The sequence below is a fragment of the Bacillus sp. NMCC4 genome, assembly GCF_002998555.1.
Taxonomy (GTDB): Bacteria; Bacillota; Bacilli; order Bacillales; family Bacillaceae; genus Bacillus.
Map to the genome: position 1 here is coordinate 203726 of NZ_PVRA01000005.1, position 18806 is coordinate 222531.

The 18806-nt window shown below is 44.3% G+C and carries 6 protein-coding genes; all 6 read right to left on the reverse strand.

Annotation, left to right across the window (positions count from 1 at the left end):
- Positions 1 to 15: 15 nt before the first annotated feature.
- From C6Y02_RS12585 to C6Y02_RS12610, 6 genes are read right to left on the reverse strand one after another with little or no spacing between them, the layout of a single operon-like run.
- A complete protein-coding gene (locus C6Y02_RS12585) occupies positions 16 to 4521 on the reverse strand; it encodes a type I polyketide synthase (RefSeq protein WP_106031384.1) in 4506 nt (1501 codons plus the stop codon).
- Entirely contained in the window at positions 4514 to 7183 is a 2670-nt protein-coding gene (locus C6Y02_RS12590) for a non-ribosomal peptide synthetase (protein ID WP_106031385.1), read from the reverse strand. Before C6Y02_RS12590 ends, C6Y02_RS12585 begins: the two co-directional genes overlap by 8 nt.
- A 20-nt stretch (positions 7184 to 7203) precedes the next feature.
- Positions 7204 to 16293, reverse strand: coding sequence for a hybrid non-ribosomal peptide synthetase/type I polyketide synthase (locus C6Y02_RS12595; RefSeq protein ID WP_106031386.1), 9090 nt, complete (start codon positions 16291 to 16293; stop codon positions 7204 to 7206).
- Between the two features lie 19 nt (positions 16294 to 16312).
- Positions 16313 to 17455 (reverse strand): acyl-CoA dehydrogenase family protein, encoded by a 1143-nt coding sequence (locus C6Y02_RS12600; protein ID WP_060595704.1) that lies wholly within the window; start codon positions 17453 to 17455, stop codon positions 16313 to 16315.
- Positions 17442 to 17711 (reverse strand): acyl carrier protein, encoded by a 270-nt coding sequence (locus tag C6Y02_RS12605; protein WP_106031387.1) that lies wholly within the window; start codon positions 17709 to 17711, stop codon positions 17442 to 17444. Before C6Y02_RS12605 ends, C6Y02_RS12600 begins: the two co-directional genes overlap by 14 nt.
- A 27-nt stretch (positions 17712 to 17738) precedes the next feature.
- A complete protein-coding gene (locus tag C6Y02_RS12610) occupies positions 17739 to 18794 on the reverse strand; it encodes an HAD-IIIC family phosphatase (RefSeq protein ID WP_034664698.1) in 1056 nt (351 codons plus the stop codon).
- Between the last annotated feature and the right edge of the window lie 12 nt (positions 18795 to 18806).

The window sequence follows — 18806 nt, forward strand, 5'->3', positions numbered from 1 at the left end:
CTGCATTTCTCCCATCTATTTTCGTTTTAATCTCTGTTTACGGCGGTTTTTCCCATCTGCCATCGCCTGTTTACGGAGATTAGATGATTCAGTGACAGCTTGCTTTTCTTCCTTTACCCCATGTATCTTTTTCAGTTCGGCAGCCAATGACGCGATGGTCGGGTGGCTATACATCATGACTACCGGAACCTCTATACCATAAATTGATTTGATATGACCGCTCATCTGCAGCAAATCAAGGGATGTCGCACCCATTTCAAAGAAGTTCTCATTCACATCCGGTTCATGATGAAAAAAGGAGCTGAGTACATCACTCAATGATGCTTCTAGACGATCATCTATGACCTGCGATATTTCTTGAGACGGCTCTTCTTCCTGCTGCATAGGTGTTAAGCGATGTTTCATTCTCTCACCCATGTCTCGAACGGAAACAAGAATTTGCGGATAATCTAGACGCAGCACTTCCTGAAAGGCCTTGATTCCTTCTTCTGGTAAAATTCCCGGCTGCTCCTCGAGCGTCATCATGTCATTGACTTTGGCCGCTAATGCTGAGTCGTGTGCCATACCGACTTTTTCCCATCGATCCCAGTTTAAAGAAATCACTGGCTTTCCTTCCTGCCTCTTCGCATGAGCAAAGCTGTCCATAAAAGCATTGGAAGCCGCATAAGCCACTTGTCCAGCCGCTCCAAGAAAGGACACTAGGGATGAACAAAGTAAAAAGAAGTCGAGCGTTTCATCCTTGAGTGCTTCATCCAGCACATAGGTCCCGTTGATTTTTGCCTGACACATGCGAATTTCATCGTCTGCTGTTCTTGCTTGGATGATCTTCCCATCTGCCTCTCCTGCCGCATGAATGACACCATGTAAATCACCAAATGACGTATGAGCCAGCTGGACCGCTTTCTGCACAGCATCTTGATCTGACACATCACCGTGTACAACTTGTACATCAGCTCCTAACTCTTCAAGAGTCATCAGCTTTTTCACGGTCTCAGCTTCTTTCCCATCTGCATCACGCAGCTCATGCCATGCAGAGCGTTTACGTATTTGTAATCGGCTCATGAACACAAGTTTCGCTTGATACGTTTCTGCTAAATGTTTAGCTAATGTGAAGCCAATGCCCCCCATACCGCCGGTCATGAGGTAAACGCCATGAGTCCTGAAAGGCTGCTTGGACGATTCCTCTTTGTTTAAAGGGGTGCTTGAAGCCTTTCGAATCCACCTGCTGTTCACGCGATACGCCACGACCGCATCTTGATCGTGCATTGCAACCTCGTATGAAAGAAATAGCGGCCAGTCCGCCTTTGTTTCCTGACATAAATCAATGTGCTGACACGCAATATGCTGATATTCTTGAGGAATGGTCAGAGCCAGCCCAGTACATGTTGCTTGAAGAGGATTGACCTTCTCCATCCCGATTACATCATGCGCTTGGTTTGTCACAAGATGAAGAAGGATGGCTGTGTTATGATACTGGCTGATCAGCCTGACGAGATCGAGCACAGATAAGTAGTTTGGCTGATCACCTGTATCTTCTGTTAGTTCATCATGCATCCAGATGATCTCTTCCGGTATAAATTCAGATTGCTGCAGTTCAGCCATCACCCACTCTAAATGTGACAGCATATGAACGTCAGCCTTCATCAACTGGTCATTTTCTTTGATCGTATGATCACTTTGACAGACGCTGACAACCTCTGCATGCCGTTCTTTCAAATAAGCGCCAATATGACCATTTTTCTCAAAAACCAAGATACGCTTCCCTTGATGATGCTGCTCTTTTAGTACAGGTGCAGAGCGTTCCCATACCGGAATGTAAAACCAGTCTTGAAAATCAGCTGAGAGTTTCTCCCCCTTTTCTGATGGCGCTAAAGCGGTCATCAGCTGATCCGCTTTAAACTGCGGAGAGGGGAATATTTGATGCTCGAATGGATATGTTGGCATTGACACTCGATATGGGGCCTTTTCTTTTCTGACAGCGCTCCAATTCGGTTCCACTCCAAAACTCCACAGCTTCCCTATAGCCTTTTTCATATATTCATCATCAGCAGCTTGTTCTTTTGGATGTCTCACCAATGAAACAGCCGCTGCTTTGTTCACATCATAGTCATCATGTCGTCTCACAAATTGAGTTAACGTATGACCTGGCCCCACTTCAATGAAAACCACTTCTCCAAGTCCAAGTAACGTCTCTACTCCTTGACTAAATAAAACAGGCTGCCTGATATGAGATGCCCAGTAATCAGGTGATGCGGCTTGTTCATTTGTTAACCAGCTCCCTGTCACATTCGAAAGGATCGGAATCTCGCCCTGCTGGTAGGTGATCTCCGAGAGAACGTTCTTAAACTGTTCGGACGCTTCAGCCATCATACTCGTATGAAAGGCGTGAGAGGTTTTCAGCTTTTGGACAGAAGCTCCTCTTTTTTCAGCTTGTTCGAGATAAATCTGTAACCGTTCTGAAGGACCGGAAACAACGGATAATTGTGAGCTATTCACTGCAGAAAGCTCGACACCTTCTGGAAGATCATGTTTAATCTCTTCGGCAGGGAGTGACACACCGGCCATTTCACCTGGAGGCATTTTTTGCATCAAACTGCCTCTTTTTAAAACGATCCGGATGGCATCTTCAAGGTTGATCATACCGGCCACGCAGGCAGCTGTGATTTCTCCAATACTATGACCAATGAAATAATGCGGACGTATGCCTAGTCCCATCAGCTTCGATGCGAGCGCATACTCAAAACTAAACAAGATGATTTGTGTATATGATGTTTGCTGCATGAGTTGTTCTGCTTCTATGAACTCTTCTTCGGTTGTTGGATATAACACGTTCTCGATCTCAACACCTGATAACGATAAAATGATGGCAAAACATTTCTGAAGCGTTTGTTTAAATTCAGGGTCTTTCTCATATAAATCCTTGCCCATATTCACATACTGAGCACCTTGACCAGAAAACATCCAAACGATCGCAGGCTGTTGAAAGGCCTTTTGCGGCTGGCCGGCTGACTGGAATGTGCGGCCCGGACCTGCAAGAAAAGCTTGTCGATAAGGAAAATGCTTTCGTCCCTCTTGCAGGGTAAATGCAGCATCGGATAGTGTGACATGCTTATGTTCTTTTAAATAAGATGTCATTTGTTCAGCAGACTTTTGAACCGCCTGCTTCGATCTTGCCGAAATCACCATTAGCTCATGATCTCTTTCTACTGACGGTTTGTCGGCGGCGGGTGCCTCTTCCATGATCAGATGTACATTCGTTCCGCCGACTCCAAATGAACTGACCCCGGCACGCAGCGGCTGCTCTGATTTCGTCCATGGTACAGGTGTTGTATTTACATAAAATGGGCTTGATTCAAAATCAATTTTCGGATTCGGTTTTTTATAATGAAGGCTAGGCGGCAGCATCTGATGGTACAGACTAAGCGTTGTCTTGATAAAACCTGCAATCCCTGCGGCTGAGTCAAGATGACCAATATTGGTTTTCACAGACCCAATCGCACAAAACTGTTTTTTATCCGTTTGAAAAGCTTGCTTTAGTGACTCAATTTCAACTGGATCTCCAAGAGTCGTACCTGTGCCATGTGCTTCAATATAAGATATACTCTCAGCTTCTACACGACTGATGTTGAGTGCCTTTTTAATGACTTCGCTTTGTCCTTCTATACTTGGTGCTGTGTACCCAACCTTCCGCCCGCCGTCATTGTTATAGGCTGAACCTTTAATCACGCCATAGATATGGTCCTTATCCTTTAGAGCCTGCTTTAATGATTTGAGCACAACAACACCGCAGCCCTCGCCGCCAACGGTTCCTTCTGCCTGTTCATCAAAAGCCCGGCAGTGCCCATCTGGCGACATGATCATGCCCTCTTGATACATGTATCCTTTTTTGTGAGGGGTCGTAATGGTGACGCCGCCTGCGAGTGCCATTTTACATTCTCCGGTAATCAGGGCGCGCGCCGCCATATGAATGGCAGTCAAAGAGGAGGAACAAGCTGTATCAACAGCTACGCTCGGTCCCTTCAAATTCAATTTGTAGGATACCTTTGTGTTCATGAAATCTTTATCTGTTAACTGAACAGCCGCAAATTGTTCAGATGAGTGATTCGTTCTCATCAGCATGGAAGCAGCTTGCCAATATAAATTAGCAGAAGCAGCTCCAAATAAACCAATCGGTTCCTGATAGGTTTCAGGGTTATAGCCTGCATCTTCAAGGGATTCCCATGCCACCTCATGAAACATGCGGATTTGCGGGTCCATTACTTCTGCTTCACGCTGTGAATAACCAAAGAAATCTGCATCAAAGTGATCATGCTGATCGACTGCTCCTTTAGCACGTACATATTGCTCATGGTCTAATGCTTCTTTCTCAACCCCTGCCTCAAGCAGCTCTTCCTTCGAAAAGAACGTAATGGACTCTCTTCCATTTGCAAGGTTGTCCCAAAAGTGATGAATATTCTTTGCTCCCGGAAAACGGCAGGCCATCCCAACCACTGCAACCTCTAATCCTGTGAACTTACTCATCTATCATCCCGCCTAACAGTTGAGCGGCACTTTCTAAGTCATCCGCTTCATTTTCTCCATCATTTTCGATCTGTTTCTCTTGCCCTGAGACTTTGTTTCTCAATTGAGCGGCTATTTGCGAAACAGTTGTATATTGGAACAGCTCCATCACTGTCAGCTCCTGCTGAAATTCCTCTTTCACTTTATTGGACAGCTCAACGATATTAAAAGAGTTCCCGCCTAAATCGAAAAACGGTTCATCTATACGAATCTGCGCAGCAGGGACTTGTAAAATAGATGCGAAAATGCGAACAAGCTTCTGCTCTGTTTCATTATGTGCTTGAATGGTCAACGGCTCTTGATTGCCTGCCACTTGATCTTCTGGATTCGGCAGTGCTTGGATATCCAATTTCCCTGATAGATTCAAAGGAAATTGTTCTATTTGAATGACATGCCTCGGCACCATATAACCTGGTAACCTTTCACTTAAAGACTGACGAAGCGCACGCTGATCTATCGCTTGTTTTGCCATCATATATGCGCAAATGTATTGGTCCTGATCCTTCGTTTCCTTAGGAATGACAATGACATCTTGAATCAGTCCTTGCATATGCGGGTCATCAAGAATGGCTCTGCGGATCTCCTCGAGCTCAATTCGATATCCTCTGATTTTCACTTGGCCATCGTTTCTTTTAGCAAATTCTATCAACCCATCAAACCGCCATCTTGCAAGGTCTCCCGTACCGTATAACATCCCGCTGCTCAGCTCTGGTTTTTTGATAAATTTCTCCTTGCTCAGATCAGGGTGATTGATGTACCCACGACCTACACCATCGCCTGCTATATATAGTTCGCCAAAGACGCCAATCGGAACTGGCTCCCCTTGCGCGTCACATATGAAAATATGCTCATTCGGCATCGGCTGCCCAATAGGAATGACCTGCTCGTCCCAGTCATGGGGAATCAAAAAGGATGATGACTGAACCGTACATTCAGTCGGCCCATACGCATTAATCATGATCGGTTTTTCACCTGATACATGCTGTAAAAATTGATCCATCAGCTCTTTTGTGAACACCTCTCCGCCCACCAGCAGCATGTTCAGAGCAGGCAGGTCTTGTTTCGATTGCGCTGCTGCCTTGTTCATCAGCTTTAAGTGAGAAGGGGTCACATCTGACAGCTGAATGTGGTTTTCTTGGTAAAACGACCATAACGCATGCCCATCCATACGGACTTCATCTTTGGCAATATGCAGCGTATGCCCGAGGAGCAATGCCGGGAACAATGTTTGAACAGACGCATCAAAAATGTGTGAAGCCAGCATCCCTACTTGCAAAGGATCAGGGAGCAGATCAAAAAAGCGCGTTTTCATTCCATATACCAAATTAATGACATGACGATGTTCAATAACGACCCCTTTTGGATGCCCTGTCGTTCCTGATGTATACAGGACATACGCCATATCCGAAGGCGAAATAGACCAAGTCAGATTCTCTTTTATTGGCGATTCTTGAAGCATGTCTTGAATAACATGAACCTCGACATCCAACCCTTCATGTCCGTCTGCATCCGAGACAATAGCTGCAGCGCCGCTGTTTTTGAGCATATACCGAATTCTTTCGATCGGCAGATGGACATCAATCGGTAAATAAGCATAGCCAGCCTTTAAGATGCCAAGAATGGCAATGACCAGTTCAGCAGACCGGTTCATTCTGAGACCAACTGGAGTCTCACGTGTCATCTCACTTTGAGACAGTCTAAGCGCAATGCGATCCGATAAATCATCAACCTCTTCATATGTATAGGAGGTTGTGCCAAACATAACGGCCGTTCGTGCTGGATGCAATTGGACTTGTTCTTGAAATAACGACACAATATCACGATCCACTGGATAAGCGAGCGACTCTCCTTGAAACGAATCAAACAGCTGACTTTTCTCCATATCAGATAAAAATGAGTGTGTGCTCATCGCTTGTTCAGGAGTTTTGAGACATTGCTCTGTGAGTGTCATGAAATGTCTGGAGAACTGCTCCATCATTTGATCGTCATAAATGGAAGCATCCCAGTGAACTTCAGCATGAAGGTGATCTTGTTCTTTCTTCCAAACAATGAGCACATCTGCATGCAGCTGCTCTCGGTCAGCATGCCCATGCAATGTCTCAAACGCACATGCCAGATTGACACGCCTCTTGTCTTCTCCTACTGAATGCCAAAGCTCATCCATTAAAATATGAACAGGATAGTTTTGATGACGCACTGCCTCCTGAAACGATTGTTTCACTGCCTCTAGCCCTGCGCTAAAGCTCATATGAGGCTCAATCTCTGCCTTAAGCGGCAGCATATGATTAATGGCTGATTGATTGGCAGACTGTTCCATTGTAGGAACAGTCACCATCAACTCAGTTTTTCCGCTATAACGTTGAAGCAAGCCAAAAGCAGCTGTGGTCAGCACGATAAACAGGCGCAAATCAGAATCTCCACATAATTGCTTTAACGAATGGTTCATAGCCACAGGGAAGGACGAATGAAGCGATCGGTTCATTGCAGCAGAATGGGCTTGTGAAACCGTATGAGGGATCCGGCCATCCAGTTGTACACCTGATAAGACAGATGTCCAGTAGACTCTTTCTAACGCCCTTTCCTTCGCCGCTGCTTTCAGTTGAAAATCATCATGTTCAATCACTCTTCCATTCACCTCTTTACTTATATTTTTAAGTCATCTAATTCGAAAAGAGATACGTCGTCTAATTGCTTGAATGAAGAAGTCAGTTCGATCTCTTCTATTCTCATCGCATCTGCTGAAACAGCCCGCATGATGTCTTTCAGCAAGCCTGCAATCCGCTGAATGGTTTCCTCACTGAATAGCTCAGTATTATATTCAATCGTTGAAGAAAGACCGTCTTCCTGCTCATACGCAATCCAGAGTAAATCAAAGCGCGACGTTCCTGTCTCATACGGATAATCACTAAAGGTTAAACCGCCTACCTTCAGTTCTGGCTGATTCATATTTTGCAAAGCGAACACAGCATCAAACAATAGATTCCGGCTGACACTCCGGCTTAACTGGAGGTCTTGAACCATTTGTTCATATTGATATTCTTGATGTCCGAAATCGCCGATGACATGTGCCTTCACATCCTGAAGGAATTGCTGGTACGTCAGCTCTGCTTTAGGATATAAACGAAGTGGCAGCATATTGACAAAGATACCGATGACTTGCTGCAGCTCCTCTTGTTTTCTGCCTGCTACCGGAACCCCGACCGTGATATCTGATTGTCCGCTTAATTTATGAAGCAAAATCTGATACACACTTAACAGACCCATAAACAGAGTGGCGTCTTCTTTTAAAATCATTTGCTTAAACGCGTTCAGCTCCGCTTCTTCTATACGGAATGTATAATGTCCGCCGCGGAATTGTCTCACCTCTGGCCGATCGAAATCTGTTGGCAGATCAAGTAGCGGGGCACCCTCTAACCGGTTTTTCCAGTAATCACTCGATTCTTTCAGTGCTTCAGACGCAAGCATGTCATTTTGCCATTCTGAAAAATCTTTATATTGCAGAGCGAGAGGCTCAAGCGTCCTGCCGTCATATAACTGCATAAAGTCGTTGACCAAAATATCTTGAGAAAGACCGTCTGAGATAATGTGGTGCATGTCCAGCATGAGCACGAATTCCTCTTCTGCCAGCTTCATCACACCGACTCTCATCAATGGAGCCTCACTTAACGTAAAGGCAGTCAAAAATTGTTCAATCACTTGTTTTTGATCTTCCTCAGATCCTTGTGTCGATCCCTTTGTGAGGTCAAACAATGTGACTGCAAATGGTACCTCTTCTTCAATCTTTTGATAAGGGACGCCATTCTCTAGTACAAACGCTGTCCGCAAACTTTCGTGTCTCTTAATGAGCTGCTGAAATGCCCATTCCAACCTGCTGATATCGAGTTTTCCTTTGATTCGTCCCGCTTTAAACTCGTTGTATCCTGTGCTGTTTACATCCATTTGCTGCATGAGATACAACCGTTTTTGCGCAGACGACAGAGGATAATGCTCCTTCACTTCGGCTTTTTCAATCGCATGATAAGCAGCAGTATCTGCTTGGTCGATATATGCTGCCATTAATCGTATCGTAGGTATTTGGAAAAATTGTGGCAGTGTCAGCTCTACACTAAATGCACGATGAATGATGCCAATGAAGGTAATCGCCTTAAGAGAATCTCCACCCATTTCAAAGAAATGATCATCTATGCCAATTTCATCAATCTTAAAGAATGCTTGCCAATGTTGACTTAATTCCTTCTCCAGCTCTGTTTCAGGTGCCGCATAATTCGTTGAAAGCGCTGGCCGAGAATACAAGTTTCCATCTTGTACATGCTCTTCGCCGCTCTCTTCCTCACGGGATAAACGGTCTACATATCTGTGAATACGATCATGTAAAGATGTTGTCGAAATAACCATTTGTTCCACTTGATCCAGTGAAAGCAATCGTTCAAAGATCATTCTTCCTTCTTTTTCTGTAATTAACGTTTCGGTGACATCATCTCCGATTGGAAGATCGAGCTGCTTCCCCTGCTCGAATTCCCAGCCGTCAAAGCTAATGACAGACCACTGTGTTTCTGAACGCAGATTGCGTTCATACACGTACGCATCGATGAAATGATTCACAGCTGTATAGGCTGTAAAACCGAGTCCGCCCAAGATCGGTGACAAAGATGACAGTACAAAACAGAAATCAAGGGATCGATCACCTAAGGCGGCATCAAGATGAAGCACACCATTCATCTTCGCTTCAAAATGCGGCTCTGAAAATGTGACATCTGTTTGCTCCATCACCTGGAAAGATTGGTCGCCTGTCACTCCAGCTGCATAGATCACACCGTCGATCTGTCCATATGACGCATCCACTGTGTTGATCAATTGCTGGATATCTTCCTTGTGACGAACGTCTACTTTCTGAATGAGAACGTCTGCGCCTGTCTCTTCCAGTGCCATTACCTTTTGTATTTTTTTCTTTGTTGGATCCTGATCATCATGCGTAGACAGCCATTCTTGCCACTTGCTTCTATCAGGGAGTCCAGACCTGCTCGTTAAGATTAAGGTTCCCTTCGTTTGCTCAGCCAAAGTCTGGGCGATATTCAATCCAATAAACCCAAGTCCGCCAATTAAAATGTATACACCATCTTTTTTAGCCAAATGAGCATGTCCTGTTTCGGGAACTGAACCTTTCGCATACTTTTTCACATATCGCTTATTTCGTCGATAGACCGTGAGAAGCTGTCCATACGCTCGATCTAGCTCATCGCTTATTTGCTTCAGCAATCGCTTTTCTTGAACCCCATTTTCCACCGGGCGATCAATATCAAGAATGCGGTAACGGAAGTTCGGTGTTTCTTGTGATATAACCATGGCAGGTCCTAGATGGATCGCTTTTTCAGGATAAAGTACAGGTTCACCGCCAACGGCATATGTCAATGAGGAAAGAACGGTAATCGATACCTTTTGGTCCAAAACATATTTTTTCAATGCCTGGCCGATATAAAGCAAGGAGTAATAAGCATCTTGCTGCGTTTGCTTCACCCATTCTTCTTCCGTGTGAGATGGCTGTCGTTCTGAAAGCCCCCATAGATGACAAACTTCTGACACGTTCATTTCGTCATCTGCCAGATTTGATATGAGCCTTTCATAATCAGATGGCTCATGTGACCGAATGGTATAGCTTTTTTCGTCATGCTTCGTAAATTCATTTCCTTTACGAACCACTACGAACTCGTTCCGTTTCGTCAGGAGCTCAGCCGCAATCTTCTCTCCGAAAGCAGATGGCTCTGCAAACAAAAGCAAGGCTCCGCCAGATGTATCTTCTGATGGCATGCAAGGTAAAAGATCCGCTTCCCAATGAGGGGTATAGAACCATTCATCCATTTGCTGCTTTCGTCCAGACTGCTTTGGTTTTTCTTGTTTCACACGATCTGCTGCATCATACCAATAGGAGGTTTGATCAAACGCATACGTTGGCAGCGGCATTTTCCGCGGCTGACGGTTTAGATGGAACCTGTCCCAATCAATAGATAATCCGTTTGTCCATAGACGTCCGATCTGCCCAAGTAAAAATTCAGTATCCGTCACATCTTGTTTTGCATGTCTTAACACATGACATACATGCTGATTCAGGCCGTTCAATGACCTGTTGACCATCACGCTTAAATCTTGTCCTGGTCCAATCTCAATTAATTGAATATTGTCCTCTTGTAAAATATTTGTGATGCCTTCAGCAAAGCGAACTGTATCGGTCATATGCCTTTTCCAATAAGACATATCTTTCGCACTCGTATCTGTCATCCAATCTCCTGACAAATTCGAAATAAATGGAATACGAAGTGTTTTGGCTTTCATATGCTTTAATTTTTCTCCGAATTGCTCCGCTGCCTCCTTCATGACATGTGAGTGGGCAGCAATGGTTCCACCTAACCGCATACACATCAATCTGTTGCTTTTCAGCTCTTGTTCAAATTCACTTATCGCCTCTTCTAGACCTGACACGATACATGATGAATCATTGACAACCGCGAGAGAAATATTTTTTGGAAGCATCGGTTTTAGCTCTGCCTCAGGTAATGGAACACTCATCATGACGCCAGCTGGTGACGATTGCATCGCATTCGCACGATAGGCGACCATGGACATTGCGTCCTTTAAGCTGAATAGCCCTGATATAGCGGCCGCCGTTAATTCGCCAAAGCTATAGCCGATCATTGCATCAGGACGAATGCCCCATTCAATGAAGAGCATGGATAAGGCATATTCAATGGCAAAAATGGCCGGCTGTGCATATTGAGTACTTGCTAATTTTTCACGCGCCTTTTCTGTTTCAGCCGCTAATGGGTAAAGAATACGGGCAAGACTTCGCCCCGTTGCTTCTTCATATGCTTGAAAACAAGCATCCATTTGCTTCTTAAAGTAAGGCTCTTCCCGGTACAAATCTAATCCCATATTGAGATATTGATTGCCTTGTCCAGAAAACATAAAAATAATCTTTTGTTGCTCCACATGCGAATGCATGAGCTTTCCAATGCCCTTGCCTTGCTTTTCTGTTAATACTCGCAAAGCATCTTCTCTGCTTGCCGCAACAAATGCCTGACGGAAACCAAAGAACTGTCTTCCTGTTTGCAGAGTATAAGCTGCGTCTGCCAAATTGATAGAAGGCGTGTTTTCTATTTGGTTTACGAGTTTGTCTTTCATTCGTTCCAAGCTCGTTTTGCTCTTTGCTGAAAGAACAAGCAGCTCAGCAGAACGAGGCATTTGCTGACGATCTCTTTGTGGTGCTTCTTCTAATATGACATGTGCATTGGTTCCACCCATTCCAAATGAGCTCACCCCAGCCCGCCGCAAATGTGAAGCTGGCTGCTTCCAGTCAGTCAGCTCAGTGTTTACAAAGAAAGGGCTATGCTCAAATGCAATGTTTTCATTGGCTTTTTTGAAGTGAAGACTAGGTACAAATGTGTGATGCTGAAGCGAAAGCACAGCTTTGATCAAGCCAGCTGCTCCTGCCGCTGCATCCAAATGTCCAATATTGGTTTTGACAGACCCAATACGGCAAAATTGTTTTTTCTCTGTGTCGAAAGCCTTTGTGAGCGCCTCTATTTCAATCGGATCACCAAGTGATGTTCCAGTTCCATGTGTTTCTACATATTCAATCGTATCTGGTGAAACATCTGCTTGATGTAAGGCATCCTGAATGACACGTGTCTGTCCTTCAACGCTTGGAGCATTGAAACCAACCTTTTGATCACCATCATTGTTAATAGCAGAGCCCTTAATGACCGCATAAATATGGTCACCATCTTCTATGGCTTCACTCAGTGCTTTTAAAGCAACAAGACCAACACCATCTCCGCCAACCGTTCCATCTGCTTGATCATCAAAGGCGCGGCAATGGCCATCGCTTGATTTCACCATGTTCTGCTGATAAACGTAGCCTGATTTCACTGGGTGCAGGATCGACACACCTCCCGCAAGTGCTACATCTGAATCACCATTTGCAATGGATTGACAGGCCAAATGCAAAGCGACCAAAGAAGTCGAACAAGCGGTTTGCAGCGTGAGCGCCGGTCCTTTCAAATTCAATTTATGGGCAATTCTTGTACTTACGGTGTACGTATCATTGAGTGAACCCACTTCAAACAGCTCTGACATACTGCTATCAAGGGAAGCTGCAAAACGCTGAATCCATTGAAAATTCGATGTGGACCCAGTAAACAACCCAACTTTACCCGTATAATCTTCCTGCACATACCCCGCATCTTCCAGCGCCTTATATGCGTACTCATGCAGGAGGCGTATTTGAGGATCCATCATTTCTGCCTGACCTGGCGAATAGCCGAAGAAGGATGCGTCAAATAAATCAGGTCCATCAATTACACCTTTTGCCCTCACATAATCGGATCGTTCGAAGGTCTGACGGTCAATACCAGCTTCAAGCAGTTCTTCATCGGAAAAGAAGGAAATTGATTCTTCTCCATTCTTCAAATTTCGCCAAAATGCCTCAACATTTTTCGCACCAGGGAATTTACCAGCCATTCCAATAATGGCAATCGGCTCATTGGCTTTTCTTGTCTTTTGTTTCACAGGCTGCGTGCCTGCCGCTACCTGCTCTGAATCGCCGCTTAAATATGCGGCAAGCTCTCTAATCGTTGGACGGCGGAACATTTCGACCATTGGAATGCTTTGATTCAATTGCTTAGCGAGCTGTTGATTGACGTGGATTAAGTTGAGTGAATGCCCGCCAATGTCAAAGAATTTGTCATGAACACTTACCTCATCTAAGCCGAGGACTTTTTTCCAGATGTCTTGAATGACTTTCTCAGTATCAGAAAGATGGGCAGCGCCCGCCTGCTTATTCGTTTGCTGCGCCTGTTTCAAAGCAGGTAATGCCCGTTTATCTAGTTTGCCATTGGCAGTCAGGGGCATATCATCCAATTGAACAAAGTGAGTTGGGATCATATAATCCGGCAGCTGATCAGCCAACGCTTGTTTCATTGCAGCTTGATCAAGTCTGGCTGTCGTGACAACATATGCGGCCAAACATGGTGTACCAGAAGCATCTGGCTTTACAACAACAGCTGCTGCTTTCATACCTGGCTGTTCATTCAGCCAAAATTCAATTTCACCTGTTTCAATACGATAGCCTCTCAGCTTCACTTGATCATCATTTCGACCTAAAAATTGAATGAGCCCATTAGGCAGAATGCGGGCTGCATCACCTGTTTTATAAATTTTTTCACCTGGCTGGAAAGGGTGATCGACAAACCTTTCTTCGGTGAGTTCCGGTCGATTCAAATACCCTTTTGCGACACCTTTCCCGCCAATATATAATTCACCGACGGTTCCTTCCGGCATGAGATTCATATGTCTGTCAAAAAGAAGAATATCTGTATGCTGTGCAGGCTTTCCAATCGGTACATACACGTCTTGATCAAAATCCTGGTCATATCGATGAATCATGCAGCCAACCACCGTTTCAGTTGGTCCATATTCATTCACAATTTCAATTGGCTGCGGGAAGGACTGCTGAATGGATTTCGCTAGAGATGTTTCCAGCTGTTCTCCGCCTAAAATGAAACATTTCATTTGGCTGTCTGGGAAAGACAAATGCTTAATAAACTGTAAATGAGATGGTGTCAGTTTCATCACATGTACGCGATTATCTTTTATGATGTCTTCGACAAGCAGCTGCCGGTTTTCATGGTGGTAAATCATGATGGTATTTCCTGAAATGAGCGGCGTGAAAATAGAAGTAACCGTCAGGTCAAAGGACAGTGAAGTATACAAAGCAAAATGCCTTGTTTCTCCTCGAACATATACTTGCTTCGCCCAATCAATGTAGTTGGCTAAGCCAAGATGATGAATGAGTACACCTTTAGGTCTTCCGGTCGTACCTGATGTATAAATGCAGTAGGCTGTTTGGTCTGAGGTGATGGCTTCTGCCAAGTTGTCTGATGGTCCGGTGTATAGATCCGGCTGTGTGATATCAATTTTTTCTCCATGATAGGCATAGGTGAGCCCTTTAATTGGATGAGTTAAGAGCCATTCTACTCCGCTGTCTTCTAATAGATATTCTATTCGTTCCTGCGGGTATTCAGGATCAATCGGCACGTATGCACCGCCAGCTTTTAAGATCGCTAAGCATGCTATCACCATTTCAATGGAATGCTCTGCTAAAATGCCGACACGCTGCTCCTGTTTGACTCCTTTGTTTTGTAAATAATGTGCGAGCTGGTTCACTCTCTTATTGAGTTGTTCATATGTAACCGTCGTATCGCCAAACTCAACTGCGGCTGCCGCTGGCGTTCGTTCCACTTGTGCTTCAAAAAGGTCAATCACCGTTGGTTCATTGCTAGATGTTGCCCCGCCATACTGCCGGAAGACCGCTAATTGCTTTTCTTTCTCTTCTTCTGATAGCAGCTGTAGCTGAGCAGCAGATTTGTGCGGATGAGCACAGGCATCAGACAGGAGATGAAGAAAATGCTGACACCACTTTTCGATTTGTTCAGCTGAAAAGCTGACGGGGTTATACACCAATGAAAAGTGCAGCTGATCATCAAACGCCTGGACACTAAGCGTGAGATCGAATTCTGTCTGCTCAGTCATCTCAAATCCACGAATACGAATAGGCTGATCGTTTTTCGTGAGCATTTGATCTAGTGGATAGTTTTCAATGACGACGATTGAATCAAATAACGATTGCTCTGCCGTCATTCCTGCATATTTCTTTAAATCAGATAGCGGTGTATGTTCATATTCATTTCTTACAGCTATCTCACGACTCACTTCCTGCATCTGTTCAAGAATCGGCCGCTCTTGTTCGAATGAGACCCGCAGCGGCAATGTATTAATGAACAGCCCTGTCATCTTTTCAATATGTGGAACATCCGCATTTCTCCCTGATACTGTTGTCCCAAAGACAATATCATCTTGGTTGGCATACTTAGATAGCAAAACTCCCCACAGCGTATACATCACAGATGCGAGCGTCACGTCATATTGATTCGTGAATTTGCTCAGGCTCTCCGCAATGGAAGTATCCACTTGATGTTCATATTGATGAAAAACTTCTGAATTTTCATATGCGCCGCTTGACTTCGGAAGCAGTTCTGCATAACTCCAGCCATTGAAAACATTTTTCCAATAGGCGGCTTGTGCTTCTGTCTGTTGAAGGCTTTTCTGCTGCCATTTGACAAATGATTGGTAGGACGGTCTTTGTTCAAGAAGAGGTTTGTCCCCATTCGATAAGCGCTCATATGCACTCATCCAATCGCTTAATACAATCCCAAGGCTCCATCCGTCCAATAAAATGTGATGGAAGCTAATGAGAACCCAGCTGACTTCATCATTCACTTCACATAACGTCAGGCGAAATGGGACTTCCTGCAGATCAAAGCGTTCTTCTCGGTTCTGTGCCGTCACCTCCTCTTTCAGCACATGAAGAGGCTCCTTAGCTTGTGTCAAATCACGATATCGAATGTCTGGCTGGTGCTGCTTCAGCACAATTTGTACTGGTCTTGCGAGTTCCTGCCATCTGAACAATGTTCTAAGCATTTCATGCTGTTTGGTGACATTCGTCCATGATTGTTCAAAAATGTCTCGATCTATCGGTCCGTCTATTTCGATCAGCAGTTGTTCAAAATAAGCCGTTCCGTTCGGTTCCATTAAATGATGAAACAGCAGTCCCTCTTGGATCGTAGTGATACCTAACATATTTTCAATGTTCTGTTTATCCAGCTTCTGCGGCTGTAAAGCCATGGGATCATCTCCTTTCTCTCTAAGAATGTTTCACGAAATAATGGCGTAAACCATAGTTAGCAATAACCTGCTGCTGAATTTGCGAAGTTCCTTCAATAATTTCAAGCACCTTCGCTTCACGATATAGTCTTGAAGCTGAGTTTTCCCGGCTAAATCCACTTCCGCCATGGATTTGGACATTTGTATTTGTAATGTCAACGGCGATTTTAGAGGTGAAATATTTTGCAATGGATGTTTCTGTGATCGCATCAGGGTGATTCGCTTCTCTCATTTCTCCAGCCTTTAGGCATAAGGCTCTCGCTGCATGGAGTTGGGTAACCGCATCTCCGATCATGCCTTTGATCATTTGATGCTTGTACAATTTTTCATTAAACTGTGTTCTTTTACGTGAATACGTGACAAGAGAATCAACGGCTTCTTGTGCGATGGCAAGCCCTGCCCAAGCGACACTGTATCTTCCATGATCTAATGCGAGTGACACCACGTGGTTAAATCCACCCCCAACAGGTCCTAAGACACAGTCTTCATGCACCTGGACATGATCTAGAGTGATTTCCGCTAAATATGATGCTCGATTGGCCATCATTCCTGTAATTCTCTCAATCTCTACACCCGGCTGATCTCGATCGACAAGGAATGCCGTGACTTGTTCACCGTCTCTTGCAATCACAATAAAGAAATCTGCAATCGCTCCAAAGGAAATCCACTTTTTCTTCCCATTTAATACATAGGATTGTCCTTCTTTTTGATAGCTTGTTTCAACATGATTGGCATCTGAACCAATATTCGGCTCTGACAAAGCAAAGGCACCGATTTTTTCTCCTTTAGCTAATTCAACAAGCCAGCCTTGTTTTTGGTCTTCTGTTCCATAACGAAGAATGGCTTCTCCTACAAGTGAATTCACTGTCAATAATGTCCGTACATTACAGCAAGCTTTTCCCACTTGTTCCGTGAACTGTCCATATGCTATTGGATCAAGCCCCAGCCCTTGATAGGAAGACGGGATACCTGCTGCCAAGTAGCCTCTTTTCGCCATATCTCGAATGAGCGACTCTGGTAAATGTTCCGTCTCATCGAATTCATTGGCAAACGGACGGATATGTTCATTGCAATACTGTCGTATTTCTTCAATGGCATCGATCGTTTGTTCAGCTGTTTTCATGAAGAGCGGCCCCCTGTTGTTTTCTCTCAATTAAGGCGACAATGCGATTGACCGTACTAAAATGAGCAATGTCGAGGTCTTCGTTATCTAATTGGAAGTGAAAATCATGTTCGATATAGTTCACTAGTTTCATCGCAAATAGAGAATTGACAAAGCCTTGTTCAAAAATATGATCATCACTTCCAAGCTCAATTTCCTCATCAAATACCACTAGGTTTTGCTCGATATAGGCTCTTACTTGTTCGTGTAGGTTCATGATTTAATCTCCTCGCTTTTCGCTTTTTTATTGTTTGGCTGGATCTTTCTGATTTAATTCAATATTGACATCTACGTATTCTGGGAAAGGCTGAATCATGCTTAAATCATTTTCAAACAAGATATAGCCATCCTCCCCCTTCTCGATTTCTTTGAAATTCGCAAACTTGTATGTGATATACATCATGCGGTTTCGGTCGGTTTGTTTAAAGTCAGCCACAAGCCGCTTTCCTCGCTTTTTCGCTTCTTGCAAAATCGTTGTGAGTAAAATGGTCCCGACACCACGAGACATGACGCGGCAAGACATAAGCAGCAGTTTGACATGCCAGGTGTCGCCTGTTTCTTCTATTAATGAGAGTCCAATTTTTCCATAGGAACCGAATTTATCTTCAAGTTCACAGACAAGCAGCAAGTGAGAATCTGATTGACGGAAGAAATCAAGTTCTTCATAATCATAGGTTTTCCCGCTCGCATTTAATTGATTGGTACGGACGGTCAGTTCTTCAGCTCGCTGGAGGTCTTGTTCTCCTGCTTCTGAAATCACGAATTTCATATGTAAAGACGCCAAGAATTTCTCAGGCGGCCCTTCATATTTCTCTTCTTCCTGCTGCCTTTGGTCCGCTTCTAAATACATTCTTCTGCGTCGTCTGGCATCTTCTGTGATAAAGACTGGACGCAGCCGATCATCAGTGAGTAATGACATATAATCCACTGCATCCCAGCACGTAATCTCTGGATGAACAGCCTTCACTTCCTCTCGTTCAAATGGCTGATCATCAATAAAGAGAATGGTATCTTTATGAATATTTAGGCGCTCGCTGATTCTCTCTAAAGAACTAGATTTGGCATTCCAATGAATCTCTGGATAGAGAAAGAAATGCTCGATCCCAAAGGCGGAGAGCTTTTCCCTCACGGCTGCTTCATCATTCCGGCTTGCAATAGAAAGAAGGATACCGCGCTCATCTAATTCTGTTAGCACTTCCTTCATCGAAGGCTTTAACATCACTTCATCTGATTCAAGTAAAATTCCATCCCATAATGTATGATCTAAATCCCAGACAACACACTTGATTTGCTTAGCCATTTGTTTTTCTCC